The sequence below is a fragment of the Klebsiella planticola ATCC 33531 genome, from assembly GCF_000735435.1.
Lineage (GTDB): Bacteria > Pseudomonadota > Gammaproteobacteria > Enterobacterales > Enterobacteriaceae > Klebsiella > Klebsiella planticola.
In genome coordinates, this window is record NZ_JMPP01000014.1 from 392094 (window position 1) to 415356 (window position 23263).

At 56.7% G+C, this 23263-nt stretch carries 20 protein-coding genes; 18 read left to right on the forward strand and 2 right to left on the reverse strand.

The features are described from left to right. Window positions 1–18 precede the first annotated feature (18 nt). The 9 genes from livH to ugpQ all read left to right on the forward strand — a co-directional run bounded on the left by livH (window position 19) and on the right by ugpQ (window position 8947). On the forward strand, window positions 19–945 hold the full coding sequence (livH, locus tag GRPL_RS19510; protein ID WP_004868550.1) for a high-affinity branched-chain amino acid ABC transporter permease LivH: 927 nt from the start codon (window positions 19–21) through the stop codon (window positions 943–945). Then, on the forward strand, window positions 942–2219 hold the full coding sequence (gene livM, locus GRPL_RS19505; RefSeq protein WP_032690416.1) for a branched chain amino acid ABC transporter permease LivM: 1278 nt from the start codon (window positions 942–944) through the stop codon (window positions 2217–2219). Before livH ends, livM begins: the two co-directional genes overlap by 4 nt. Next, window positions 2216–2983 (forward strand): high-affinity branched-chain amino acid ABC transporter ATP-binding protein LivG, encoded by a 768-nt coding sequence (gene livG / locus GRPL_RS19500; RefSeq protein WP_032690417.1) that lies wholly within the window; start codon window positions 2216–2218, stop codon window positions 2981–2983. Before livM ends, livG begins: the two co-directional genes overlap by 4 nt. Window positions 2984–2985: 2 nt before the next feature. Next, the gene (gene livF / locus GRPL_RS19495) at window positions 2986–3699 is read left to right on the forward strand and encodes a high-affinity branched-chain amino acid ABC transporter ATP-binding protein LivF (protein WP_094898159.1); all 714 of its coding nucleotides are present in this window, start codon (window positions 2986–2988) and stop codon (window positions 3697–3699) included. Between the two features lie 285 nt (window positions 3700–3984). Further along, window positions 3985–5301 carry a sn-glycerol-3-phosphate ABC transporter substrate-binding protein UgpB gene (ugpB, locus tag GRPL_RS19490; protein WP_032698644.1) on the forward strand — a complete coding sequence of 439 codons (1317 nt, stop codon included), beginning with the start codon at window positions 3985–3987 and terminating at the stop codon, window positions 5299–5301. A gap of 107 nt (window positions 5302–5408) precedes the next feature. Then, complete coding sequence (gene ugpA, locus GRPL_RS19485) at window positions 5409–6296, forward strand: sn-glycerol-3-phosphate ABC transporter permease UgpA (RefSeq protein ID WP_032690419.1); 888 nt, start codon at window positions 5409–5411, stop codon at window positions 6294–6296. Continuing rightward, a complete protein-coding gene (gene ugpE, locus GRPL_RS19480) occupies window positions 6293–7138 on the forward strand; it encodes a sn-glycerol-3-phosphate ABC transporter permease UgpE (RefSeq protein WP_032698646.1) in 846 nt (281 codons plus the stop codon). The genes ugpA and ugpE overlap by 4 nt, the downstream gene beginning before the upstream one ends. Before the next feature lies 1 nt (window position 7139). Then, entirely contained in the window at window positions 7140–8210 is a 1071-nt protein-coding gene (locus GRPL_RS19475) for a sn-glycerol-3-phosphate import ATP-binding protein UgpC (RefSeq protein WP_032690420.1), read from the forward strand. Then, entirely contained in the window at window positions 8207–8947 is a 741-nt protein-coding gene (ugpQ, locus tag GRPL_RS19470) for a glycerophosphodiester phosphodiesterase (protein ID WP_032698648.1), read from the forward strand. Before GRPL_RS19475 ends, ugpQ begins: the two co-directional genes overlap by 4 nt. Before the next feature lie 18 nt (window positions 8948–8965). Here ugpQ and GRPL_RS19465 read toward each other — a convergent pair whose 3' ends face one another. After that, entirely contained in the window at window positions 8966–9289 is a 324-nt protein-coding gene (locus tag GRPL_RS19465) for a DUF2756 family protein (RefSeq protein WP_032698649.1), read from the reverse strand. Between the two features lie 120 nt (window positions 9290–9409). Here GRPL_RS19465 and ggt point away from each other — a divergent pair, with 120 nt between their 5' ends. Beyond that, window positions 9410–11152, forward strand: coding sequence for a gamma-glutamyltransferase (gene ggt / locus GRPL_RS19460; protein ID WP_032690422.1), 1743 nt, complete (start codon window positions 9410–9412; stop codon window positions 11150–11152). Window positions 11153–11388: 236 nt separating this feature from the next. Here the strand turns inward: ggt and yhhY are convergent, their stop codons facing one another. Beyond that, window positions 11389–11865, reverse strand: a complete 477-nt coding sequence (gene yhhY, locus GRPL_RS19455) for an N-acetyltransferase (RefSeq protein WP_162180063.1) — start codon at window positions 11863–11865, stop codon at window positions 11389–11391. Between the two features lie 357 nt (window positions 11866–12222). Here yhhY and GRPL_RS19450 point away from each other — a divergent pair, with 357 nt between their 5' ends. The 8 genes from GRPL_RS19450 (at window position 12223) to glgX (ending at window position 23184) form a co-directional block, all read left to right on the forward strand. Next, window positions 12223–13260 (forward strand): oxidoreductase, encoded by a 1038-nt coding sequence (locus tag GRPL_RS19450; protein ID WP_032698651.1) that lies wholly within the window; start codon window positions 12223–12225, stop codon window positions 13258–13260. A gap of 121 nt (window positions 13261–13381) precedes the next feature. After that, on the forward strand, window positions 13382–14077 hold the full coding sequence (gene yhhW / locus GRPL_RS19445; protein ID WP_032690425.1) for a quercetin 2,3-dioxygenase: 696 nt from the start codon (window positions 13382–13384) through the stop codon (window positions 14075–14077). Between the two features lie 114 nt (window positions 14078–14191). Beyond that, window positions 14192–15187 (forward strand): gluconate operon transcriptional repressor GntR, encoded by a 996-nt coding sequence (gene gntR / locus GRPL_RS19440; protein ID WP_004868533.1) that lies wholly within the window; start codon window positions 14192–14194, stop codon window positions 15185–15187. A 186-nt stretch (window positions 15188–15373) separates the two neighbouring features. After that, window positions 15374–15904 (forward strand): gluconokinase, encoded by a 531-nt coding sequence (gene gntK / locus GRPL_RS19435; RefSeq protein WP_004868532.1) that lies wholly within the window; start codon window positions 15374–15376, stop codon window positions 15902–15904. After that, entirely contained in the window at window positions 15904–17244 is a 1341-nt protein-coding gene (gene gntU / locus GRPL_RS19430) for a gluconate transporter (protein WP_032690426.1), read from the forward strand. The genes gntK and gntU overlap by 1 nt, the downstream gene beginning before the upstream one ends. Window positions 17245–17670: 426 nt before the next feature. Continuing rightward, window positions 17671–18777 (forward strand): aspartate-semialdehyde dehydrogenase, encoded by a 1107-nt coding sequence (asd, locus tag GRPL_RS19420; protein ID WP_004868528.1) that lies wholly within the window; start codon window positions 17671–17673, stop codon window positions 18775–18777. A gap of 247 nt (window positions 18778–19024) precedes the next feature. Continuing rightward, window positions 19025–21211 carry a 1,4-alpha-glucan branching enzyme gene (gene glgB / locus GRPL_RS19415; RefSeq protein WP_032698652.1) on the forward strand — a complete coding sequence of 729 codons (2187 nt, stop codon included), beginning with the start codon at window positions 19025–19027 and terminating at the stop codon, window positions 21209–21211. Further along, window positions 21208–23184, forward strand: coding sequence for a glycogen debranching protein GlgX (gene glgX, locus GRPL_RS19410; protein WP_032698653.1), 1977 nt, complete (start codon window positions 21208–21210; stop codon window positions 23182–23184). The genes glgB and glgX overlap by 4 nt, the downstream gene beginning before the upstream one ends. Window positions 23185–23263 lie beyond the last annotated feature (79 nt).

Here is a 23263-nt window from a genome sequence, read left to right on the forward strand (position 1 = left end):
CATGAAAAAGGTTACCTTATGTCCGAGCAGTTTCTCTACTTTCTGCAGCAGATGTTTAACGGCGTCACGCTGGGCAGTACCTATGCGCTGATCGCCATCGGCTATACGATGGTGTACGGCATTATCGGCATGATTAACTTCGCCCATGGCGAGGTATACATGATTGGCAGCTACGTCTCCTTCATGATCATCGCCGCCCTCATGATGATGGGGATTGATACCAGCTGGCTGCTGGTGGCCGCCGGGTTTATCGGGGCGATTATTATCGCCAGCGCCTACGGCTGGAGCATTGAACGCGTGGCCTACCGGCCGGTGCGCAGCTCCAAGCGTCTGATTGCGCTGATTTCCGCCATCGGGATGTCCATTTTCCTGCAAAACTACGTCAGCCTGACGGAAGGTTCGCGCGATATCGCGCTGCCGAGTCTGTTTAACGGCCAGTGGATTATCGGCAGCAGCGAAAACTTCGCCGCGACCGTCACCACGATGCAGCTGGTGATTTGGGTCGTGACTTTTGTGGCGATGCTGGCACTGACGCTGTTTATCCGCTATTCACGCATGGGCCGCGCCTGCCGCGCCTGCGCAGAAGACCTCAAAATGGCGAGCCTGCTCGGTATCAATACCGACCGGGTGATTGCCCTGACGTTTGTTATCGGCGCGGCAATGGCGGCGGTAGCAGGTGTACTGCTGGGCCAGTTCTACGGCGTTATTAACCCGTATATCGGCTTTATGGCCGGGATGAAAGCCTTTACCGCTGCGGTACTGGGTGGGATCGGCAGTATCCCGGGGGCGATGATCGGCGGTCTGATCCTCGGTATTGCCGAAGCGCTTTCGTCTGCCTATCTCAGCACGGAATATAAAGACGTCGTCTCCTTTGCCCTGTTGATTCTGGTGCTGTTGGTGATGCCTACCGGCATTCTGGGTCGCCCGGAGGTCGAGAAAGTATGAAACCGATGCATATTGCTATGTCGCTGCTGTCTGCGGCGATGTTCTTTGTCCTGGCTGGCGTGTTTATGGGCGTACAGCTGGAGCTGGATGGCACCAAACTGGTTGTGGATACCGCCGCCGATATCCGCTGGCAGTGGATCTTCATCGGCACCGCGGTGGTCTTCTTCTTCCAGTTGATGCGTCCGCTGTTCCAGAAAACCCTGAAAAATGTCTCCGGGCCGAAGTTTGTTATGCCGGCTATCGACGGTTCGACGGTCAAGCAGAAGCTGTTCCTGATAGCGCTGCTGGTTATCGCCGTGGCGTGGCCGTTTATGGTGTCGCGCGGGACGGTGGACATCGCCACCCTGACCATGATCTATATCATTCTCGGTCTTGGGCTGAACGTGGTGGTGGGGCTGTCCGGCCTGCTGGTGCTGGGCTATGGCGGCTTCTACGCCATCGGCGCTTACACCTTTGCGCTGCTGAACCACTATTACGGTCTTGGCTTCTGGACCTGTCTGCCGTTGGCAGGGCTGGTGTCCGCCGCCGCGGGCTTCCTGCTGGGGTTCCCGGTGCTGCGTCTGCGCGGCGACTATCTGGCGATCGTCACGCTTGGCTTCGGCGAAATCGTGCGTATTTTGCTGCTTAATAACACCGAAATCACCGGTGGTCCCAACGGCATCAGCCAGATTCCAAAACCGACGCTGTTTGGCCTTGAGTTTAGCCGCAGCGCCCGTGAAGGCGGCTGGGATACTTTCAGTAACTTCTTCGGCCTGAAGTACGACCCGGGCGATCGGGTGATTTTCCTTTATCTGGTGGCGCTGCTGCTGGTGGTGCTGTCGCTGTTTGTGATTAACCGCCTGCTGCGTATGCCGCTGGGACGCGCGTGGGAAGCGCTGCGTGAAGACGAAATTGCCTGCCGTTCGCTGGGCCTTAGCCCGACGCGCATCAAGCTGACCGCCTTTACCATCAGCGCCGCGTTTGCCGGTTTTGCCGGTACGCTGTTCGCCGCGCGCCAGGGCTTTGTCAGCCCGGAATCCTTCACCTTTGCCGAGTCGGCTTTCGTGCTGGCGATTGTGGTTCTGGGTGGGATGGGCTCGCAGTTTGCGGTCATTCTCGCCGCGGTGCTGCTGGTGGTATCGCGCGAGCTGATGCGTGATTTCAACGAATACAGCATGCTGATGCTGGGTGGTTTGATGGTGCTGATGATGATCTGGCGTCCGCAGGGTCTGCTGCCGATGACGCGTCCGCAGCTGAAGCTGAAAAAAGGTCAGGCGAAAGGAGAGCAGGCATGAGTCAGCCATTATTATCCGTCAGCGGCCTGATGATGCGCTTTGGCGGCCTGCTGGCGGTCAACAACGTGTCGCTGGAGCTGCGCCCGCAGGAGATCGTGTCGCTGATTGGCCCTAACGGCGCCGGGAAAACCACGGTCTTCAACTGCCTGACCGGTTTTTATAAGCCGACCGGCGGGACCATCATGCTGCGCGATCAGCACCTGGAAGGGCTGCCGGGACAGCAGATCGCCCGGATGGGCGTGGTCCGTACCTTCCAGCACGTGCGTCTGTTCCGCGAAATGACGGTGATTGAAAACCTGCTGGTGGCGCAACATCAGCAGCTGAAAACCGGGGTCTTCTCCGGCTTGCTGAAAACCCCGTCCTTCCGCCGCGCGCAGAGCGAAGCGCTGGATCGCGCCGCGACCTGGCTGGAGCGTATTGGCCTGCTGGAGCATGCTAACCGCCAGGCCAGTAACCTGGCCTATGGCGACCAGCGGCGTCTGGAGATTGCCCGCTGTATGGTGACCCAGCCGGAAATCCTGATGCTGGATGAACCGGCGGCCGGTCTGAACCCGAAAGAGACCAAAGAGCTGGACGAGCTGATCGCCGAGCTGCGCAGTCATCACAACACCACCATCCTGCTGATTGAGCACGATATGAAGCTGGTGATGGGCATTTCCGATCGTATTTATGTGGTCAATCAGGGCACGCCGCTGGCTAACGGTACGCCGGAAGAGATCCGCAATAACCCGGACGTGATCCGCGCATACCTTGGTGAGGCATAAGTATGGAAAAAGTGATGTTATCTTTTGACAACGTAAGCGCCCACTACGGCAAGATTCAGGCGCTACATAACGTCAGTCTGCATATTAATCAGGGGGAAATCGTGACCCTGATCGGTGCCAACGGCGCGGGGAAAACCACGCTGCTGGGTACCCTGTGCGGCGATCCGCGGGCTTCCAGCGGAAAAGTGGTCTTCGATGGGAAAGATATTACCGACTGGCAGACCGCAAAAATCATGCGTGAAGCGGTAGCGATTGTCCCGGAAGGGCGGCGCGTCTTTTCGCGTATGACCGTTGAAGAAAACCTGGCGATGGGCGGTTTTTTTGCCGATCGAGACCAGTTCCAGAGCCGTATTAAGTGGGTTTACGAACTGTTCCCGCGTCTGCTTGAACGCCGTATTCAACGTGCGGGCACCATGTCCGGCGGCGAGCAGCAGATGCTGGCGATTGGTCGGGCGCTGATGAGCCAGCCGCGCCTGCTGCTGCTTGACGAACCCTCGCTGGGACTGGCGCCGATCATCATCCAGCAGATTTTCAACACCATCGAACAGCTGCGCGAACAGGGGATGACTATCTTCCTTGTCGAGCAGAACGCCAACCAGGCGCTGAAGCTGGCTGACCGCGGCTATGTGCTGGAAAACGGTCACGTCGTGCTGGAAGACACCGGCGAGCGGCTTCTGGCTAACGAGGCGGTGCGTAGCGCCTATCTGGGCGGCTAATTCGTTATTTTCCCCGGCGGCGCCAGGTCTGGCCGGGCGACAAACTGCACTCATCACCCGGGCGAGGCGCCTGCGCCGACCCCGGGAACCGTTCCGCCCCCTATACGTGCCTCAGCTCCCACTTTCCTGTCTCCAATCCTTCATCGTCTTGCCATCTCTCTGACGCGTTACTATCTTTTTTTTGTAATAAAAAAGTTATTTTTCTGTAATTCGAGCATGTCATGTTACCCCCGCGAACATAAAACGCGTGAAATCGCGCATCTGGAACAACAAGAGAGATAACCGATGATATCGTTACGACATACAGCTTTAGGACTGGCGCTCAGCCTGGCATGTGCCGGTCAGGCGTTGGCAGTGACCAATATTCCGTTCTGGCATTCCATGGAAGGGGAGTTGGGTAAAGAAGTTGATTCTCTGGCGCAACGTTTCAACGCGGCCAATCCGGATTATAAAATTACGCCGGTGTACAAAGGTAACTATGAACAGAGCCTGAGTGCCGGCATTGCGGCATTCCGTACCGGCAATGCGCCGGCGATCCTTCAGGTTTATGAAGTGGGTACTGCGACAATGATGGCTTCGAAAGCCATTAAGCCGGTGTATCAGGTGTTCAGCGATGCGGGTATCAAGTTTGATGAATCGCAGTTCGTCCCGACGGTTTCCGGTTACTACACCGATTCCAAAAGTGGTCATCTGCTCTCCCAGCCGTTTAACAGCTCCACGCCGGTGCTGTACTACAACAAAGATGCCTTCAAAAAAGCCGGTTTAGACCCGGATCAGCCGCCGAAAACCTGGCAAGAGCTGGCGGCCTATACCGATAAGCTGAAAGCTGCCGGGATGAAGTGCGGTTATGCCAGCGGCTGGCAGGGCTGGATTCAGATTGAAAACTTCAGCGCCTGGCATGGCCTGCCGGTGGCGACCAAAAACAACGGCTTCGACGGGACTGATGCGGTTCTGGAGTTCAACAAGCCGGAGCAGGTCAAGCATATCGCCATGCTGGAAGCGATGAACAAGAAGGGTGATTTCAGCTACTTCGGGCGTAAAGATGAGTCTACCGAGAAGTTCTATAACGGGGACTGCGCGATAACAACCGCCTCTTCCGGTTCGCTGGCCGATATCCGCCAGTACGCGAAGTTCAACTACGGCGTGGGGATGATGCCGTACGACGCCGACGTGAAGGGTGCGCCGCAGAACGCCATTATCGGCGGGGCCAGCCTGTGGGTGATGCAGGGTAAAGATAAAGAGACTTACACCGGGGTGGCGAAATTCCTGGAATTCCTCGCTAAACCGGAAATCGCAGCGGAATGGCATCAGAAAACCGGCTACCTGCCGATTACCACCGCCGCTTATGACCTGACCCGCCAGCATGGCTTCTACGATAAGAATCCTGGCGCCGATATTGCCACTCGTCAGATGTTGAACAAGCCGCCGTTGCCGTTCACCAAAGGGCTGCGTCTGGGCAACATGCCGCAGATCCGCACCATTGTGGATGAGGAGCTGGAAAGCGTGTGGACCGGGAAGAAGACGCCACAACAGGCGCTGGATTCAGCGGTAGAACGTGGTAACCAACTGCTGCGCCGCTTCGAGCAATCAACTAAATCGTAATAGTTGAAATGCCCGGTGGCGCTATGTTCACCGGGCCGACGACGTGCCATGTGTAGGCCGGGTAAGGCGAAGCTGCCACCCGGCGATTTCTGGAAAAGAGTCCATCTATGTCATCATCCCGTCCGGTATTCCGCTCGCGCTGGCTGCCTTATGTGCTGGTCGCGCCGCAGCTGATTATCACCATTATTTTCTTTATCTGGCCCGCGGGCGAAGCGCTGTGGTACTCACTACAGAGCGTCGATCCGTTTGGTCTTTCCAGCCAGTTCGTTGGCCTGGACAACTTCGTGACCCTGTTCCACGACCCGTACTATCTGGACTCGTTCTGGACCACCATCAAGTTCAGTAGCCTGGTGACTTTCAGCGGGCTGATGATTTCTCTGTTCTTTGCTGCGCTGGTGGATTATGTCGTGCGCGGCAGCCGCTTTTATCAAACCCTGATGCTGCTGCCCTATGCCGTAGCACCAGCGGTGGCGGCGGTACTGTGGATTTTCCTCTTTAACCCCGGTCGTGGGCTGATAACCCATTTCCTCGGCGAGATGGGCTACGACTGGAACCATGCGCAGAACAGCGGCCAGGCGATGTTCCTGGTGGTCTTTGCCTCGGTGTGGAAGCAGATCAGCTATAACTTTTTGTTTTTCTTCGCTGCATTGCAGTCGATCCCGCGCTCGCTGGTTGAGGCTGCCGCCATTGACGGCGCCGGGCCGATTCGCCGCTTCTTTAAACTGGCGCTGCCGTTGATTGCGCCGGTCAGCTTTTTCCTGCTGGTGGTCAACCTGGTCTACGCCTTCTTCGATACCTTCCCGGTGATCGATGCCGCCACCGCCGGCGGCCCGGTACAGGCAACCACTACGTTGATTTATAAGATCTATCGCGAAGGTTTCGCCGGGCTCGACCTGTCGGCGTCCGCCGCCCAGTCGGTGGTTCTGATGTTGCTGGTGATTGTGCTGACGGTCGTTCAGTTCCGCTACGTTGAAAGTAAGGTGCGCTACCAATGATTGAGAACCGTCGCGGGCTGACGATTTTCAGCCACACCATGCTGATTGCGGGGATCGCCGTGATCCTGTTCCCGCTGTATGTCGCGTTTGTTGCCGCGACGCTGGATAACAAAGCCGTTTTTGAGACGCCGATGACGCTGATTCCCGGCGGACATCTGCTGGAAAATATGGCGACCATCTGGACTCAGGGCGTTGGCGTGAACAGCGCGCCATTCTGGCTGATGATGCTCAACAGCTTCATCATGGCCTTCAGCATCACGGTGGGCAAAATCGTGGTGTCGATGCTCTCCGCATTCGCCATCGTCTGGTTCCGCTTTCCGCTGCGTAACCTCTTCTTCTGGATGATTTTTATTACCCTGATGCTACCGGTTGAGGTACGTATCTTTCCCACCGTGGAAGTGATCGCCAATTTGAAGATGCTCGACAGCTATGCCGGATTGACGCTACCGCTGATGGCCTCGGCGACCGCCACCTTCCTGTTCCGCCAGTTCTTTATGACCCTGCCGGACGAGCTGATTGAAGCGGCGCGTATCGATGGCGCCTCACCGATGCGCTTTTTCCGCGACATCGTGCTGCCGCTGTCGAAAACCAATCTCGCGGCCCTGTTTGTTATCACCTTTATCTACGGCTGGAACCAATATCTGTGGCCGCTGTTGATTATTCAGGACGTCAATCTTGGCACCGCAGTGGCGGGTATCAAAGGCATGATCGCCACCGGAGAAGGCACCACGCAGTGGAATCAGGTGATGGCCGCGATGCTGCTGACGCTGATTCCCCCGGTCGTTATCGTTTTAGCCATGCAGCGGGCGTTTGTGCGTGGTTTAGTGGACAGTGAGAAATAAAATGGCAGGTTTAAAACTACAGGCTGTAACCAAAAGCTGGGATGGCAAAACCCAGGTGATTCAACCGCTGACGCTGGACGTCGCGGATGGGGAATTTATCGTCATGGTCGGACCGTCCGGCTGCGGGAAATCAACGCTGCTGCGCATGGTCGCCGGGCTTGAACGCGTGACCAGCGGCGATATCTGGATTAACCGCCAGCGTGTGACCGAGATGGAACCGAAGGATCGCGGGATCGCGATGGTGTTTCAGAACTACGCGCTTTACCCGCACATGAGCGTGGAAGAGAACATGGCCTGGGGGCTAAAAATACGCGGTATGGGCAAAGGCCTGATCGCCGAACGGGTGCAGGAAGCGGCGCGCATTCTGGAGCTGGACGGGCTACTCAAGCGCCGCCCGCGCGAGCTCTCCGGCGGTCAGCGCCAGCGTGTGGCGATGGGCCGCGCCATCGTGCGCGACCCGGCGGTATTTCTGTTTGATGAACCGCTATCGAACCTCGATGCCAAGCTGCGCGTCCAGATGCGTCTTGAACTTCAGCAGCTGCATCGTCGTCTGAAAACCACCTCGTTGTACGTCACGCATGACCAGGTGGAAGCGATGACGCTTGCCCAGCGGGTGATGGTCATGAATAAAGGTATTGCCGAACAAATTGGCACCCCCGTCGAGGTGTACGAGAAACCGGCCAGCCGCTTTGTGGCGAGCTTTATTGGCAGTCCGGCGATGAACCTGCTGGACGGGCGCATCAGCGAAGATGGTCGTCGTTTTGAACTGGAAGGCGGCCTGCGTTTACCGATGAATGGCGAGCATCGCCGCCATGCCGGGCGTAAGATGACGTTAGGTATCCGCCCCGAGCATTTTGCATTAAGCTCCCAGGCGGAAGGTGGCGTACCGCTGGTGATGGATACGCTGGAAATTTTAGGTGCCGATAACCTTGCCCACGGTCGCTGGGGCGAGCAGAAACTGGTGGTCAGGCTGCCGCATCAGCAGCGTCCGTCAGCAGGCAGCACGCTGTGGCTGCATCTGCCCGAGGATCATCTGCACCTCTTTGATGGTGAAACAGGACAACGCGCATGAGTCACTGGCCTTATCCTCACATCGTCGCCCATCGTGGCGGCGGGAAACTGGCGCCGGAAAACACCCTGGCGGCCATCGACGTCGGCGCCCGTTTCGGGCATACGATGATCGAGTTTGACGCCAAGCTATCGAAAGACGGACAGATTTTTTTGCTGCACGATGACCATCTCGAGCGCACCAGCAACGGCTGGGGCGTCGCCGGCGAGCTGGCCTGGAGCGAACTGCTGAAAGCCGATGCCGGAAGCTGGTATAGCCATGAATTCAAAGGCGAGCCGCTGCCGCTGCTGGCCGAGGTTGCCGAACGCTGTCGTCAGCACGGCATGATGGCGAATATCGAGATTAAACCAACGACCGGCACCGGGCCGCTCACCGGGAAAGCGGTGGCGCTGGCGGCCCGTGAGCTGTGGCAGGGGATGACGCCGCCGCTGCTCTCATCGTTTGAAATTGACGCGCTGGAGGCGGCGCAGCAGGCGGTGCCTGAGCTGCCGCGCGGGCTGCTGCTGGATGAGTGGCGCGAGGACTGGCGCGAGCTGACCACGCGCCTGGAGTGCGTTTCGATCCACCTTAACCATAAACTGCTGGATGAGTCGCGAGTGGCAAGCCTGAAGGCCGCGGGCCTGCACATCCTCGTCTATACCGTCAACAAACCCCAGCGGGCGGCTGAGCTGTTGCGCTGGGGCGTGGACTGCATTTGTACCGATGCCATTGATGTCATCGGTCCTGACTTCCAGGCCTGATCCACCGGCAGACGGCCGTTATGGCGTCGTCTGCCGTTGCAACATCCCTCCGTTGTTATTCGGCAACATCTGCTGCGACGAATTCAAATTACCGCTCTGAATGACCCGCTGCTGGTTGTTGTTGAGCTGCGTCTGGAGATGCTGTTGCTGGGCGCGTGTCTGGCTCTGCATATCCTGCTTCAGCATGCTTTGGTGCTGCTGCTGTTGCACCTGCATCTGATTTTGCATCCGCTGCTGGCTGGGGATGACGTACCCTGGATGGTTGGGATTATTGGTGGTGTTGAGTGGCTGTGCCAGGACGCTTAGCGGCAGCAGCGCCGCCAGAAATAACAGTGCTTTCATGGTTCTCTCCTCCCGTGCGTGGGATCACTTAAGTGTACCTCCTTTTCGGCATAACAATGATTTTTTAGGACTTATCAACCAGGCTTAAGCGGGGAAAAAAAACACTTCAGGAGTAAGACAATGATAAACACGCGTTCCTGGCGTCAGGTGGTCATCGCTGCTTTGCTGGCCGGCGGAAGTTTTACCGTCGCCGCAAATCCCACCCCGCCGCCCGTTTCTTATGGTGTAGAAGAAGATGTCTTTCACCCGGTTCGTGCCCGGGAGGGGATGGTTGCCTCGGTGGATGCGATGGCAACCCGCGTCGGGGTGGATATTCTGCGTCAGGGCGGTAACGCCGTCGATGCCGCGGTGGCGGTGGGCTATGCGCTGGCGGTCACGCATCCACAGGCCGGTAATATTGGCGGCGGTGGATTTATGATGCTGCGGACCAAAGACGGTAAAACGACGGCGATTGATTTTCGCGAAATGGCGCCTGAGCAGGCCACCCGGGATATGTTCCTTGACGATCAGGGCAACCCGGATAGCAAAAAATCGCTCACTTCGCATCTGGCTTCCGGTACGCCGGGCACCGTGGCGGGCTTCTCATTAGCGTTGGAAAAATACGGCACCATGCCGCTGAACAAGGTGATCCGCCCGGCGATTAAGCTGGCGGAAGAGGGCTTCACGGTGAACGATGCGTTGGCCGACGATCTGAAGACCTACGGGAGTGAAGTCATCCCCAGTCACCCGAACAGTAAAGCCATCTTCTGGAAAAACGGCGAGCCGCTGAAGAAAGGCGACAAACTGGTGCAAAAACAGCTGGGCAAAAGCCTTGAGCTGATCGCGGAGCATGGCCCGGATGCCTTTTATAAAGGGACGATTGCCGATCAGATTGCCGACGAAATGCACAAAAACGGCGGCCTGATCACCAAAGCCGACCTTGCCGGCTACAAGGCGGTCGAGCGTACGCCGATAAGCGGCGAGTATCGCGGTTATCAGGTGTTTTCGATGCCACCGCCTTCATCCGGGGGGATCCACATCGTACAGATCCTCAATATCCTCGAAAACTTCGACATGCATAAATATGGCTTCGGCAGTGCAGACGCCATGCAGGTCATGGCGGAAGCTGAAAAGCATGCCTATGCCGACCGCTCGGAGTATCTCGGCGATCCGGACTTTGTCAAAGTACCGTGGCAAGCGCTCACCAACAAAGCCTACGCCAAATCGATTGCTGAACAGATTGATATCAACAAAGCCAAACCTTCGAGCCAGATTCGTCCGGGCAAACTGGCGCCGTATGAAAGTAACCAGACCACCCATTTCTCGGTGGTGGATAAAGAGGGTAACGCGGTGGCGGTCACCTATACGCTCAATACCACCTTCGGGACCGGTATTGTGGCGGGTAGCTCCGGGATACTGATGAACAACCAGATGGATGACTTCTCGGCGAAACCTGGCGTGCCGAATGTCTATGGGCTGGTGGGCGGCGATGCCAACGCCGTCGGGCCGAAAAAACGTCCGCTGTCGTCGATGTCGCCGACTATCGTGGTGAAAGAGGGGAAAACCTGGCTGGTGACCGGTAGTCCGGGCGGCAGCCGCATTATTACCACCGTACTGCAGATGGTGGTCAACACCATTGATTTCGGGATGAACGTGGCGGAAGCCACCAATGCGCCGCGCTTCCATCATCAGTGGCTGCCGGATGAGCTGCGGGTGGAGAAGGGGTTTAGCCCGGATACGCTGAAGCTGCTGGAGCAGAAAGGGCAGAAAGTGGCGCTGAAAGAGGCGATGGGCAGTACCCAGAGCATTATGGTGGGCCCGGACGGGACGCTGTATGGCGCGTCCGATCCGCGCTCGCCCGGTGATTTGACGGCGGGCTACTGATTGATTTGCCAGGGGCAAGCCACAGGCCCGGTAAGCTTTGCGCCGCCGGGCAAATTCCCGATTGTCCATAATGGGGGGATTTACCGTCTCCCAGGTTCATCGCCTGGCCGGTAGCGCGGAGATTTTGGGGAACTGCGGATAACACGCCGGGCGACGGCTGACGCCTTACCCGGCCTACAGAATGATGCACAATCACGGGCCCGGTAGGCATAGCGCCGCCGGGCAATGCTGAGTGGTTACTTGAGGCGCGCCATGAAATGCGCATCCACATACTTGCCGTTGCGCAGGGCAAATTTCCTGCCGGTTCCTTCAATTTCAAAACCGAACTTCCGGTATAGCGCCAGCGCGGATGAATTATCGGCAAATACCGTTAGCTCGATACGTTCGATGCGCAGCCAGTTATCACACAGGTTGATCATCTCGCGCATCAGCGCGCTGCCCACTCCACGTCCGTGGAATGCTGCGTCAACGCTCATTCCGAAGGTGGCAACGTGGCTCCGGCGAGGCCGCGGCTCGACGCTGAGCATCAGGTGACCGACGACGCTATGGTCAAGAGTGGCGACCAGATGGTGGCTGTGAGGCCTGGGCTGTAGACGTTCTTGCCACATTTCCATCGAGGGGTGAGGAAGCTGTAGTGTGTCGTGATAGACCTCCGGGTGAGCCGTCAGCTGGCGTAAAGGTTCTGCATCGCGCGGTTCGGCGTGGCGTATCACTATGTCACTCATTCCTCTTCTCCTGTGCCGCGGCATCGCGGTCTTCATCCACTTTATTGGCCTTTTAAACATCCCTGAGTTTAAAAAATGCGTCAACGCCTAATTTTTGCAAAAAGAGGTAGACAAGTGCGAATGAGAATGATTATTATTGTCCTGCATTCAGGGAGACCCTTGCGGAAAGCCTGAAAGCACGACATTGCTCACATTGCTTCCAGTATTACTTTAGCCAGCCAGGTGCTGGCTTTTTTTTTGGGCTTTTTTGCCGGTCATTTCCACCATCTTGAATGGGTTAAGAGTTAAGTTCGTCGCCGGGGTGCGCTATGGTGAGCAGCAGAAACCTCAACAAAGGACGGCTGTATGACTCTGCACTGCGCATTTATTGGGTTTGGCAAAAGCACGACCCGCTACCATCTTCCTTATGTTCTGCACCGCAAAGACCGCTGGCGCGTCGCGCATATCTATCGCCGCAGCGCGAAGCCGCAGGAGCAGGCGCCGCAGTATTCTCATATTCATTTCACCAGCGACCTCGACGAAGTGCTCAACGACCCGCAGGTAAAACTAGTGATCGTCTGTACCCATGCGGACAGCCATTTCGAATATGCAAAGCGGGCGCTGGAAGCAGGTAAAAATGTGCTGGTAGAAAAACCGTTTACCTCCACGCTAGCAGAGGCAAAGGCGCTCTTTGCACTGGCGAAGAGTCGGGGACTGACGGTGACGCCATACCAGAACCGCCGCTTTGATTCCTGTTTCCTGACGATGAAAAAGGTGATTGAGAGCGGCAAACTGGGTGAGATCGTGGAAGTTGAGAGCCATTTTGACCTCTATCGCCCGGTCGCAGAAACCCAGCCCGGAGTCCCGCAGGATGGCACATTTTACGGTCTTGGCGTGCATACGCTGGATCAGCTCATCTCGCTGTTTGGCCGCCCGGACCACGTGGCTTATGACATCCGCAGCCTGCGCAACAAAGCCAACCCGGATGACACGTTTGAAGCCCAGCTGTTCTACGGCGACCTGAAGGCCATTGTTAAAACCAGCCACCTGGTGAAGCTGGCGTACCCGAGGTTTATCGTTCACGGCCATCAAGGTTCGTTTATCAAATATGGTATCGATCGGCAGGAAACCAGCCTGAAAGCCAATATTATGCCGGGTGAGCCAGGATTCGGCGCGGACGATACGTTTGGCCTGCTGGAGTACGTCAATGAAGCTGGTGAAACCGTGCGGGAAGAGATCCCGATTGAAACCGGCGACTATGGGCTGGTCTATGATGCGCTGTATGAAACCCTCGTTAACGGTCAGCCAAATTACGTCAAGGAATCTGACGTTCTCACGAATATGGAGATCCTCGGACGCGGATTTGAACAGCCCTCTCCGGCCACGATAACCTTAGATAAATAAGCCTTCCTGGCTCCTCTGTAATTATTCATATTTTTTGAACAGAGGAGTCAATTTTCACCCTCTATGATCGTGAGCAGATTGAGTCCACACTGACTCCATCGAAAACATACGGGGGTGCAACATGATCTACTTACGCAAAGCTAACGAACGCGGCCACGCTAACCACGGCTGGCTGGATTCCTGGCATACTTTCTCTTTCGCTAACTATTATGACCCGAATTTCATGGGCTTCTCGGCACTGCGGGTTATCAATGATGACGTGATTGATGCCGGCCAGGGCTTCGGTACCCATCCGCACAAAGATATGGAAATCCTGACCTACGTGCTGGAAGGGGCGGTTGAGCATCAGGACAGCATGGGTAACAAAGAGCAGGTTCCGGCGGGCGAGTTCCAGATCATGAGCGCAGGTACCGGGATCCGTCACTCCGAGTACAACCCAAGCGAGACAGAAAAACTGCATCTGTACCAGATCTGGATTATGCCAGAAGAAAACGGCATCACTCCGCGCTACGAACAGCGTCGCTTTGATGCTCTGCAGGGCAAACAGCTGGTTCTGTCGCCGGATGCTCGTGACGGTTCACTGAAAGTGCACCAGGATATGGAACTGTACCGCTGGGCGCTGCTGAAAGATGAACAGTCGGTACATCAGATTGCCGCGGAACGCCGCGTGTGGATCCAGGTGGTGAAAGGCGAAGTGACGATTAACGGTACCAAAGCGACCACCAGCGATGGCCTGGCGATTTGGGACGAGCAGGCGATTTCCGTACACGCCGACAGCGATAGCGAGATCCTGCTGTTCGATCTGCCGCCGGTCTGATTCCGTTGTGCAGATGGGTAAATAAATTGCGCAGCCTTCCCGGATGTTTGGGAAGGTTGCGCTTTGTCCGTGATAAACTGGGAAAATGTCTCCCCCGTTATCACAGTCAGGACGATGAAAAAGAAAAGACCCGTACTGCAGGATGTAGCCGATCTTGTCGGCGTGACCAAAATGACGGTCAGTCGCTTTTTACGTAACCCGGAACAGGTTTCCGAGGCCCTGCGTGGCAAGATTGCCGCTGCACTCGATGAACTGGGTTACATTCCCAATCGTGCGCCTGATATCCTCTCTAATGCCACCAGTCGCGCTATTGGTGTGCTGCTGCCCTCGTTGACCAACCAGGTCTTCTCGGAAGTGCTGCGTGGAATTGAAAGCGTCACCGATGCCTTCGGCTACCAGACGATGCTCGCGCACTACGGCTATAAGCCGGAAATGGAAGAAAAGCGTCTCGAATCCATGCTCTCATGGAACATTGATGGCCTGATTCTCACCGAACGTACCCATACCCCTCGCACGCTGAAAATGATCGAAGTTGCCGGTATCCCGGTGGTTGAACTGATGGACAGCCAGTCGCCGTGCCTCGATATCGCCGTCGGTTTTGATAACTTTGATGCCGCACGCCAGATGACCGCAGCGATTATTGCCCGCGGCCATCGCCACGTGGCGTATCTGGGGGCGCGTCTTGATGAACGTACTATCATCAAGCAAAAGGGATATGAACAGGCGATGCGCGATGCCGGCATGACGCCGTATAGCGTGATGGTTGAACAATCTTCGTCCTATTCGTCAGGGATCGAGCTGATGCGCCAGGCGCGTCGCGAATATCCGCAGCTCGATGGGATCTTCTGTACCAACGATGACCTTGCGGTCGGTGCCGCTTTTGAGTGTCAGCGCCTGGGATTGAAAATTCCGGACGATATGGCGATCGCCGGTTTCCACGGCCATGATATTGGGCAGGTGATGGAACCGCGGCTGGCCAGCGTGCTGACCCCGCGCGAGCGAATGGGACGCATTGGAGCCGAACGGCTGCTGGCCCGCATTCGGGGTGAAGTCGTGACGCCGAAGATGTTAGATTTAGGTTTCACATTGTCACCGGGCGGATCAATTTAGACTGACAAGTTTGAAGTAGATCACACATATTCATTTCTGGCACGAATGGTGATTGCTTATCCCTGAGTCCGGCATGACAATGTTACCGATAACAGTTACCCGTAACAATCAATCTGTATACGAGTCTTTCACGCTGTATTCTTGCAGCCAGTACGGCTTGGTATATGTGTCCAGTGGGAGGAAGCTTTGAGCACGACTAACCATGATCACCACGTCTATGTCCTGATGGGCGTTTCCGGCAGTGGTAAATCCGCTGTCGCCAGCGAAGTGGCGCATCAGCTGCATGCCGCGTTTCTCGATGGTGACTTTCTGCACCCGCGTAGCAACATCAACAAGATGGCCTCCGGCGAACCGTTAAACGACGATGATCGTACACCGTGGCTGCAGGCGCTGAACGACGCCGCTTTTGCCATGCAGCGTACAAATAAAGTCTCGCTGATCGTCTGTTCCGCTCTGAAAAAGAGCTATCGCGATATTCTTCGTAAGGGCAATCCGAATCTCTCTTTCGTCTACCTGAAAGGCGATTTCGACCTGATTGAAAGCCGTCTGAAAGCGCGTAAAGGCCATTTCTTTAAAACCCAGATGCTGGTGACCCAGTTTGAAACGCTGCAGGAACCTGGCGCAGACGAAGGCGATGTTTTAATCGTCGATATTGATCAATCGCTGGAAGGCGTGGTCGCGAGCACCATTGAGGTGATCAACAAAGGCAGTAACTAGTGAGTACATTAACGCTTGTTTTAACAGCAGTGGGCTCCGTTTTGCTGCTGCTGTTTTTAGTCATGAAGGCGCGTATGCATGCTTTCGTGGCTTTGATGGTGGTTTCTATTGGTGCCGGTCTCTTTTCCGGAATGCCGCTGGATAAAATTGCGGCGACGATGGAAAAAGGGATGGGCGGGACGCTGGGCTTCCTGGCGATCGTCGTGGCACTCGGGGCGATGTTTGGCAAGATTCTTCATGAAACCGGCGCTGTCGATCAGATTGCCGTCAAGATGTTGAAATCTTTCGGCCACAGCCGCGCTCATTACGCGATTGGCCTCGCCGGTCTTATCTGCGCGCTGCCGCTGTTTTTTGAAGTGGCGATCGTGCTGCTGATCAGCGTGGCCTTCTCCATGGCGCGCCATACCGGTACCAACCTGGTGAAACTGGTTATCCCGCTGTTTGCAGGCGTGGCGGCCGCGGCGGCGTTCCTGCTGCCCGGGCCGGCGCCGATGCTGTTGGCATCGCAAATGCATGCTGACTTTGGCTGGATGATCCTGATTGGTCTGTGTGCGGCGATTCCGGGAATGATTATCGCCGGGCCGCTGTGGGGCAACTTCATCAGCCGCTACGTTGAGCTGCATATTCCTGACGATATTAGCGAACCAAGCCTGGGTGAAGGCAAGATGCCGTCTTTTGCCTTTAGCCTGTCGCTGATTCTCCTGCCGCTGGTGCTGGTGGGGCTGAAAACCATCGCCGCGCGTTTTGTGCCGGTTGGCTCCAGCGCTTACGAATGGTTTGAGTTTATCGGCCATCCGTTCACCGCGATTCTGGTCGCATGTCTGGTGGCTATCTATGGTCTGGCGATACGTCAGGGGATGGCGAAAGATCGGGTGATGGAGATCTGCGGTCATGCGCTGCAGCCTGCGGGGATTATCCTGCTGGTTATCGGCGCCGGCGGCGTCTTCAAACAGGTGCTGGTTGACTCCGGCGTAGGGCCGGCGCTCGGTGAAGCGCTGACGGGCATGGGATTACCTATCGCCATTACCTGCTTCGTGCTGGCGGCGGCGGTGCGTATTATCCAGGGTTCTGCGACCGTTGCCTGCTTAACGGCCGTAGGGCTGGTCATGCCGGTCATCGAGCAGCTGAACTACAGCGGTGCGCAGATGGCGGCGCTCTCCATCTGTATCGCGGGCGGTTCCATCGTAGTGAGCCACGTGAACGACGCCGGTTTCTGGCTGTTCGGGAAATTTACCGGCGCCACCGAAGCGCAGACGCTGAAAACCTGGACGATGATGGAAACTATCCTCGGCACTACCGGTGCCATCGTCGGTATGATCGCGTTTACGTTGTTAAGCTAAACGCCGCTGAGATTGTCCGGCCGAGCGACGCGAGGCCGGGCAAATCGCCCCTCCAATAGCGTAAAAAAAACGTCTCTGCTGAGCGATGAGACGAAAGGATTAATCCTCATAAGGCCGTATCAGGCCTGGTTTTCTCCGCTTTCTCCACCGGCGCGATATCGCTAAATTTCTGCGCAGATCCATAATCCAGATCAATAAAAAAGCGGCGGAAAATATTCCCTTCCCACGACCATTTCCCCGATAATCTTTGCGGTTTTTCTGGGTACCGATGTCGGCAGAAACTGCGTTCAATAAGTTGCTTTTCTGATTGCCGCGCAATCATTGATTAATTTCACTTGCGACTTTAGCAGCATTTTGTAATGTGAGGGATGATCCAGCAGGAAACTGGCTAGGCACAAACAGCACACATCTCCCAGGAAATACGTTATGAAAAATGTTGGTTTTATCGGCTGGCGCGGAATGGTCGGCTCTGTACTCATGCAACGCATGGTTGAAGAGCGCGACTTCGACGCCATTCGCCCTGTTTTTTTCTCCACCTCTCAGCTGGGGCAGCCGGCTCCCTCTTTTGGTGGCAGCACCGGCGGTACGCTGCAGGACGCGTTTGATCTGGACGCGCTGAAGGCACTGGACATTATTGTGACCTGCCAGGGCGGGGATTATACCAACGACGTGTATCCGAAGCTGCGTGAAAGCGGCTGGCAGGGTTACTGGATTGACGCCGCCTCTTCGCTGCGCATGAAAGACGACGCCATCATTATTCTTGATCCGGTAAACCAGGATGTGATTACCGCCGGTCTGAATAATGGCGTGAAAACGTTTGTTGGCGGCAACTGTACCGTCAGCCTGATGCTGATGTCCCTCGGCGGCCTGTTTGCCCAGGATCTCGTGGAGTGGGTGAGCGTGGCCACTTACCAGGCGGCATCCGGCGGCGGGGCGCGCCACATGCGTGAGCTGCTGACCCAGATGGGCCAGCTGCATAGCCACGTGGCGACAGAGCTGGCGAACCCGGCGTCCGCCATTCTGGATATCGAACGCAAAGTGACGGCGCTGACCCGCAGCGGCGACCTGGCGGTGGATAACTTTGGCGTGCCGCTGGCAGGCAGTCTGATCCCATGGATCGACAAGCAGCTGGATAACGGCCAGAGCCGCGAAGAGTGGAAAGGTCAGGCTGAGACAAACAAAATTCTCGCCACCTCGTCAGTCATTCCGGTCGATGGCCTGTGTGTACGCGTTGGCGCGCTGCGCTGCCACAGCCAGGCGTTTACTATCAAACTGAAAAAAGATGTCTCTATCCCGACCGTGGAAGAACTGCTGGCCGCACACAACCCGTGGGCCAAAGTCGTACCGAACGATCGTGATATTACGATGCGTGAGCTGACCCCGGCCGCCGTCACCGGCACCCTGACCACGCCAGTGGGTCGTCTGCGTAAGCTGAATATGGGGCCGGAATACCTGTCGGCTTTCACCGTCGGTGACCAGCTCTTGTGGGGCGCCGCCGAGCCACTGCGACGCATGTTGCGCCAGCTGGCTTGATAACTGGATGAACAAAAAAGGGGGTGTTTTACACCTCCTTTTTTTTGCGTAATACAAGGAGTACACGCGGATGTCAGATTTTTCCAACGGAGGTAAGACAGCCTTGGCTATGCTTTAAGTAAGGAACGACAACGTTGCCTTACCTGAAGGTGGGACGGAGCAGGAGGATGCACAGTGTGCTGCACCGTTCAGGTCAAAAAAAGTCGCCAGATACAGGAAAGGGCGACACTTACAACAGGATGAAACCATGTCTAATCGTATCGATAGAGACGTGATTAATGCGCTTATTTCCGGCCATTTTGCGGATCCCTTTTCCGTACTTGGCATGCATCAAACCGATGCCGGGCTGGAAGTACGCGCATTATTACCCGATGCCACCGATGTATGGGTTATTGAACCGAAAACCGGGCGCAAAGTCGGCAAGCTCGAATGCCTCGACTCACGCGGATTCTTTAGCGGCGTTCTGCCGCGGCGAAAAAATCCTTTTCGTTACCAGCTGGCGGTCACCTGGCATGGCCAGCAAAATCTGATTGACGACCCTTATCGCTTTGGTCCGCTGCTGCAGGATCTTGATGTCTGGCTGCTGTCAGAAGGGACCCATTTGCGGCCTTATGAAACGCTGGGGGCGCACGCCGACACGATGGACGGCGTCACCGGCACGCGCTTTTCCGTCTGGGCGCCGAACGCCCGTCGGGTTTCCGTTGTCGGGCAGTTCAACTACTGGGATGGCCGCCGCCATCCGATGCGCCTGCGCAAAGAGTCCGGCATCTGGGAGCTGTTTGTGCCCGGGGCGCATAATGGCCAGCTGTATAAATTTGAACTGATTGACGCCCACGGCCATCTGCGCGTGAAGTCTGACCCTTATGCTTTTGAAGCGCAGATGCGCCCGGAAAGCGCCTCGCTTATCTGCGGTCTGCCGGAAAAGATCGAACAGCCGCAGTCCCGCAAACAGGCCAATCAGTTTGATGCACCGATTTCGATTTATGAAGTCCATCTGGGATCCTGGCGTCGCCATACCGATAACAACTTCTGGCTGAGCTACCGCGAACTGGCCGATCAACTGGTGCCCTACGCGAAGTGGATGGGCTTCACCCATCTGGAGCTGCTGCCGGTAAACGAACATCCGTTCGACGGCAGCTGGGGCTATCAGCCGACCGGGCTGTACGCGCCGACCCGCCGCTTTGGCACCCGTGAAGACTTCCGCTACTTCCTGAATGCCGCCCATGCCGCGGGTCTGAACGTCATTCTCGACTGGGTGCCGGGCCACTTCCCGTCGGATGACTTTGCGCTGGCATCGTTCGACGGTACCGCGCTGTATGAACACAGCGACCCGCGTGAAGGTTATCACCAGGACTGGAATACGCTGATCTACAACTACGGTCGCCGGGAAGTCAGCAACTTCCTGGTCGGTAACGCGCTGTACTGGATTGAACGCTTCGGGATCGACGCCCTGCGCGTGGATGCGGTAGCGTCAATGATCTACCGCGACTACAGCCGCAAAGAGGGTGAGTGGGTGCCCAACGAGTACGGCGGCCGGGAAAACCTCGAAGCGATTGAGTTCCTGCGCAATACCAACCGCGTGCTCGGCGAACAGACGCCGGGAGCGGTCACGATGGCGGAGGAGTCCACCGACTTCGCCGGGGTTTCACGACCGTCTTCAACGGGCGGTCTTGGCTTCTGGTTCAAATGGAACCTCGGCTGGATGCATGACACCCTCGACTACATGAAGCTCGATCCCATCTATCGTCGTCATCATCACGACAAGATGACCTTCGGGATGCTCTACAACTACACCGAAAACTTCGTCCTGCCGCTGTCACACGATGAAGTGGTTCACGGCAAAAAATCGATTCTTGACCGGATGCCCGGCGATGCCTGGCAGAAGTTTGCCAACCTGCGCGCCTACTACGGCTGGATGTTTGCTTTCCCGGGGAAAAAACTGCTGTTTATGGGCAATGAATTTGCCCAGGGGCGGGAGTGGAACCACGACGGTAGCCTGGACTGGCATCTGCTGGAAGGCGGCGATAACTGGCATCACGGCGTCCAGCGCCTGGTACGCGATCTGAACCATACCTATCGTCATCATAAGGCGCTGCACGAGCTGGATTTTGACCCGTACGGCTTTGAGTGGCTGGTTGTCGATGATCATGAGCGCTCGGTATTTGTCTTCGTCCGTCGCGATAAGGCCGGCAATGAGATTATCGTTGCCAGCAACTTCACGCCGGTGCCGCGTCACGGCTATCGGTTCGGGATTAACCAGCCAGGGCGCTGGCGTGAAGAGCTGAACACCGACTCGATGCATTACCACGGTAGCAACACCGGTAACGGCGGCATCGTGGAAAGTGAGGACATCGCCAGTCACGGGCGTGAGCATTCTCTCTCGATTACGCTACCGCCGCTGGCGACCGTCTGGCTGGTACGGGAGGCAGAATGACGACACTGGCGGCCGGAAAACCCTCGCCGTTGGGGGCAAGCTATGACGGAAAGGGGGTGAATTTCACGCTCTTTTCCGCCCATGCCGAGCGAGTGGAGCTCTGCGTGTTTGATGCACAAGGCAATGAGCAGCGGTTCGATTTACCTGCGCGCACGGGCAATATCTGGCACGGCTGGCTTCCTGCCGCCGGGCCGGGTCTGCTCTACGGCTACCGTGTGCATGGGCCGTGGGATCCGGCGCAGGGGCACCGCTTTAATCCGGCCAAACTGCTGCTCGACCCGTGCTGTCACCGGGTTGAGGGCGTACTGCCCGATGATGAGCGTCTCCACGGAGGCGATCTTTTTCCCGATCATCGTGACAGCGCGGCGATTGCGCCAAAGTCGCAGGTTGTGGATCTGCGTTACAACTGGCAGAACGATGCGCCGCCGGGGACCCCCTGGGGCCAGACGGTTATCTACGAGGCCCATGTTAAAGGGCTGACCTGGCTGCATCCCGGGCTGCCGGAGTCGATTCGCGGCACCTATAAAGCGCTGGGTCACCCGGTGATGATCGATTACTTCAGGACCCTTGGTATTACGGCGCTGGAGCTGATGCCGGTGGCGCAGTTTGCCAGCGAACCGCGCCTGCAGAGAATGGGGTTAAGCAACTACTGGGGCTATAACCCAATGGCGATGTACGCGCTCGATCCGCGCTATGCCAGCGAGCCTGAGCGTGCGCTGGATGAGTTTCGCGATGCGGTAAAGGCGCTGCACGCGGCGGGTATTGAAGTGATCCTCGACGTAGTGCTGAACCACAGTGCTGAAATTGATCTTGAAGGGCCGACCTTCTCTTTGCGCGGAATCGATAACCGTAACTATTATTGGATCAGAGAAGACGGGGATTACTACAACTGGACCGGCTGCGGAAATACGCTCAATCTCAGCCAGCCGGACGTGGTGGAGTATGCCCGCCAGTGTCTGCGGTTTTGGGTCGATGAGTGCCACGTCGATGGTTTTCGCTTTGATTTGGCCTCGGTGATGGGACGCACGCCGGAATTTCGCCAGGATGCGCCGCTGTTTGAAGCGATCCGTAACGATCCGCAGCTGGCGGCCGTGAAGCTGATTGCCGAACCCTGGGATATTGGCGCCGGTGGCTATCAGGTGGGGAACTTCCCACCGCTGTTTGCCGAATGGAATGACCATTTTCGCGATGTCGCCAGGCGCTTCTGGTTACAACAAAGCGTCTCATTGGGTGAGTTTGCCCGGCGTTTTGCTGCGTCCAGCGATCTCTTTTCGCGTAACGGTCGCCAGCCCGCTGCGGCGGTGAACCTGATCACCGCCCACGATGGCTTCACCCTGCGCGACTGCGTTTGTTTCAATCAGAAACATAATGAGGCGAATGGTGAAGAGAATCGCGATGGGACTAACAATAACTACAGCAGCAATCATGGTATAGAGGGAACAGGGGGGAGTCTTGATGTGCTTGAGCGGCGTCGGGACAGCGTTCATGCCCTGCTCTCGACGCTGCTGCTGGCGCAGGGCACGCCGATGCTGCTGGCGGGTGACGAGCATGGTCATAGCCAGCACGGCAACAATAACGCCTATTGTCAGGACAACGCATTGACCTGGCTTGACTGGAACCAGGCAAATAGCGGGCTGACGGCATTTACCGCCGCGCTCATTCATCTGCGTCGATGCATACCGGCATTAACCAGTAACCACTGGTGGCAGGAAGGGGACGGCAACGTTGTTTGGCTAAACCAGTATGCGCAACCGTTAACTGCCGATGAATGGCAGCACGGCACCGCGCGTCTGCAAATTTTGCTGTCTGGCCGTTGGTTAATGACGGTGAATGCCACCCCAGAGGTGGCACATATGGAATTACCTGAGGGGGAGTGGCACGCCGTTCCTCCTTTCGCCGGAGAGGATAATCCGGTCGTCATGGCTGTCTGGCATGGGCCCGCGCACGGAGTGTGCGTATTTCAAAGGTCGTAAGCCCTGAAGCTTCCGGTTGCACTCGCGGCCGCTGCGCGGTGAGAGGGACAGGAAGGCTGGGATGTCAAAAGGAGTTAAT

Bases quoted from the DNA above. Each gene is read 5' to 3' on its own strand.
- GRPL_RS19450 (WP_032698651.1), top strand. From the start codon at position 12,223: ATGACTCTGCACTGCGCATTTATTGGGTTTGGCAAAAGCACGACCCGC.
- ggt (WP_032690422.1), top strand. From the start codon at position 9,410: ATGATAAACACGCGTTCCTGGCGTCAGGTGGTCATCGCTGCTTTGCTG.
- asd (WP_004868528.1), top strand. From the start codon at position 17,671: ATGAAAAATGTTGGTTTTATCGGCTGGCGCGGAATGGTCGGCTCTGTA.
- glgB (WP_032698652.1), top strand. From the start codon at position 19,025: ATGTCTAATCGTATCGATAGAGACGTGATTAATGCGCTTATTTCCGGC.
- yhhW (WP_032690425.1), top strand. From the start codon at position 13,382: ATGATCTACTTACGCAAAGCTAACGAACGCGGCCACGCTAACCACGGC.
- livH (WP_004868550.1), top strand. From the start codon at position 19: ATGTCCGAGCAGTTTCTCTACTTTCTGCAGCAGATGTTTAACGGCGTC.
- GRPL_RS19475 (WP_032690420.1), top strand. From the start codon at position 7,140: ATGGCAGGTTTAAAACTACAGGCTGTAACCAAAAGCTGGGATGGCAAA.
- GRPL_RS19465 (WP_032698649.1), bottom strand. From the start codon at position 9,289: ATGAAAGCACTGTTATTTCTGGCGGCGCTGCTGCCGCTAAGCGTCCTG.
- ugpE (WP_032698646.1), top strand. From the start codon at position 6,293: ATGATTGAGAACCGTCGCGGGCTGACGATTTTCAGCCACACCATGCTG.
- livG (WP_032690417.1), top strand. From the start codon at position 2,216: ATGAGTCAGCCATTATTATCCGTCAGCGGCCTGATGATGCGCTTTGGC.
- gntR (WP_004868533.1), top strand. From the start codon at position 14,192: ATGAAAAAGAAAAGACCCGTACTGCAGGATGTAGCCGATCTTGTCGGC.
- ugpQ (WP_032698648.1), top strand. From the start codon at position 8,207: ATGAGTCACTGGCCTTATCCTCACATCGTCGCCCATCGTGGCGGCGGG.
- glgX (WP_032698653.1), top strand. From the start codon at position 21,208: ATGACGACACTGGCGGCCGGAAAACCCTCGCCGTTGGGGGCAAGCTAT.
- ugpA (WP_032690419.1), top strand. From the start codon at position 5,409: ATGTCATCATCCCGTCCGGTATTCCGCTCGCGCTGGCTGCCTTATGTG.
- ugpB (WP_032698644.1), top strand. From the start codon at position 3,985: ATGATATCGTTACGACATACAGCTTTAGGACTGGCGCTCAGCCTGGCA.
- livF (WP_094898159.1), top strand. From the start codon at position 2,986: ATGGAAAAAGTGATGTTATCTTTTGACAACGTAAGCGCCCACTACGGC.
- livM (WP_032690416.1), top strand. From the start codon at position 942: ATGAAACCGATGCATATTGCTATGTCGCTGCTGTCTGCGGCGATGTTC.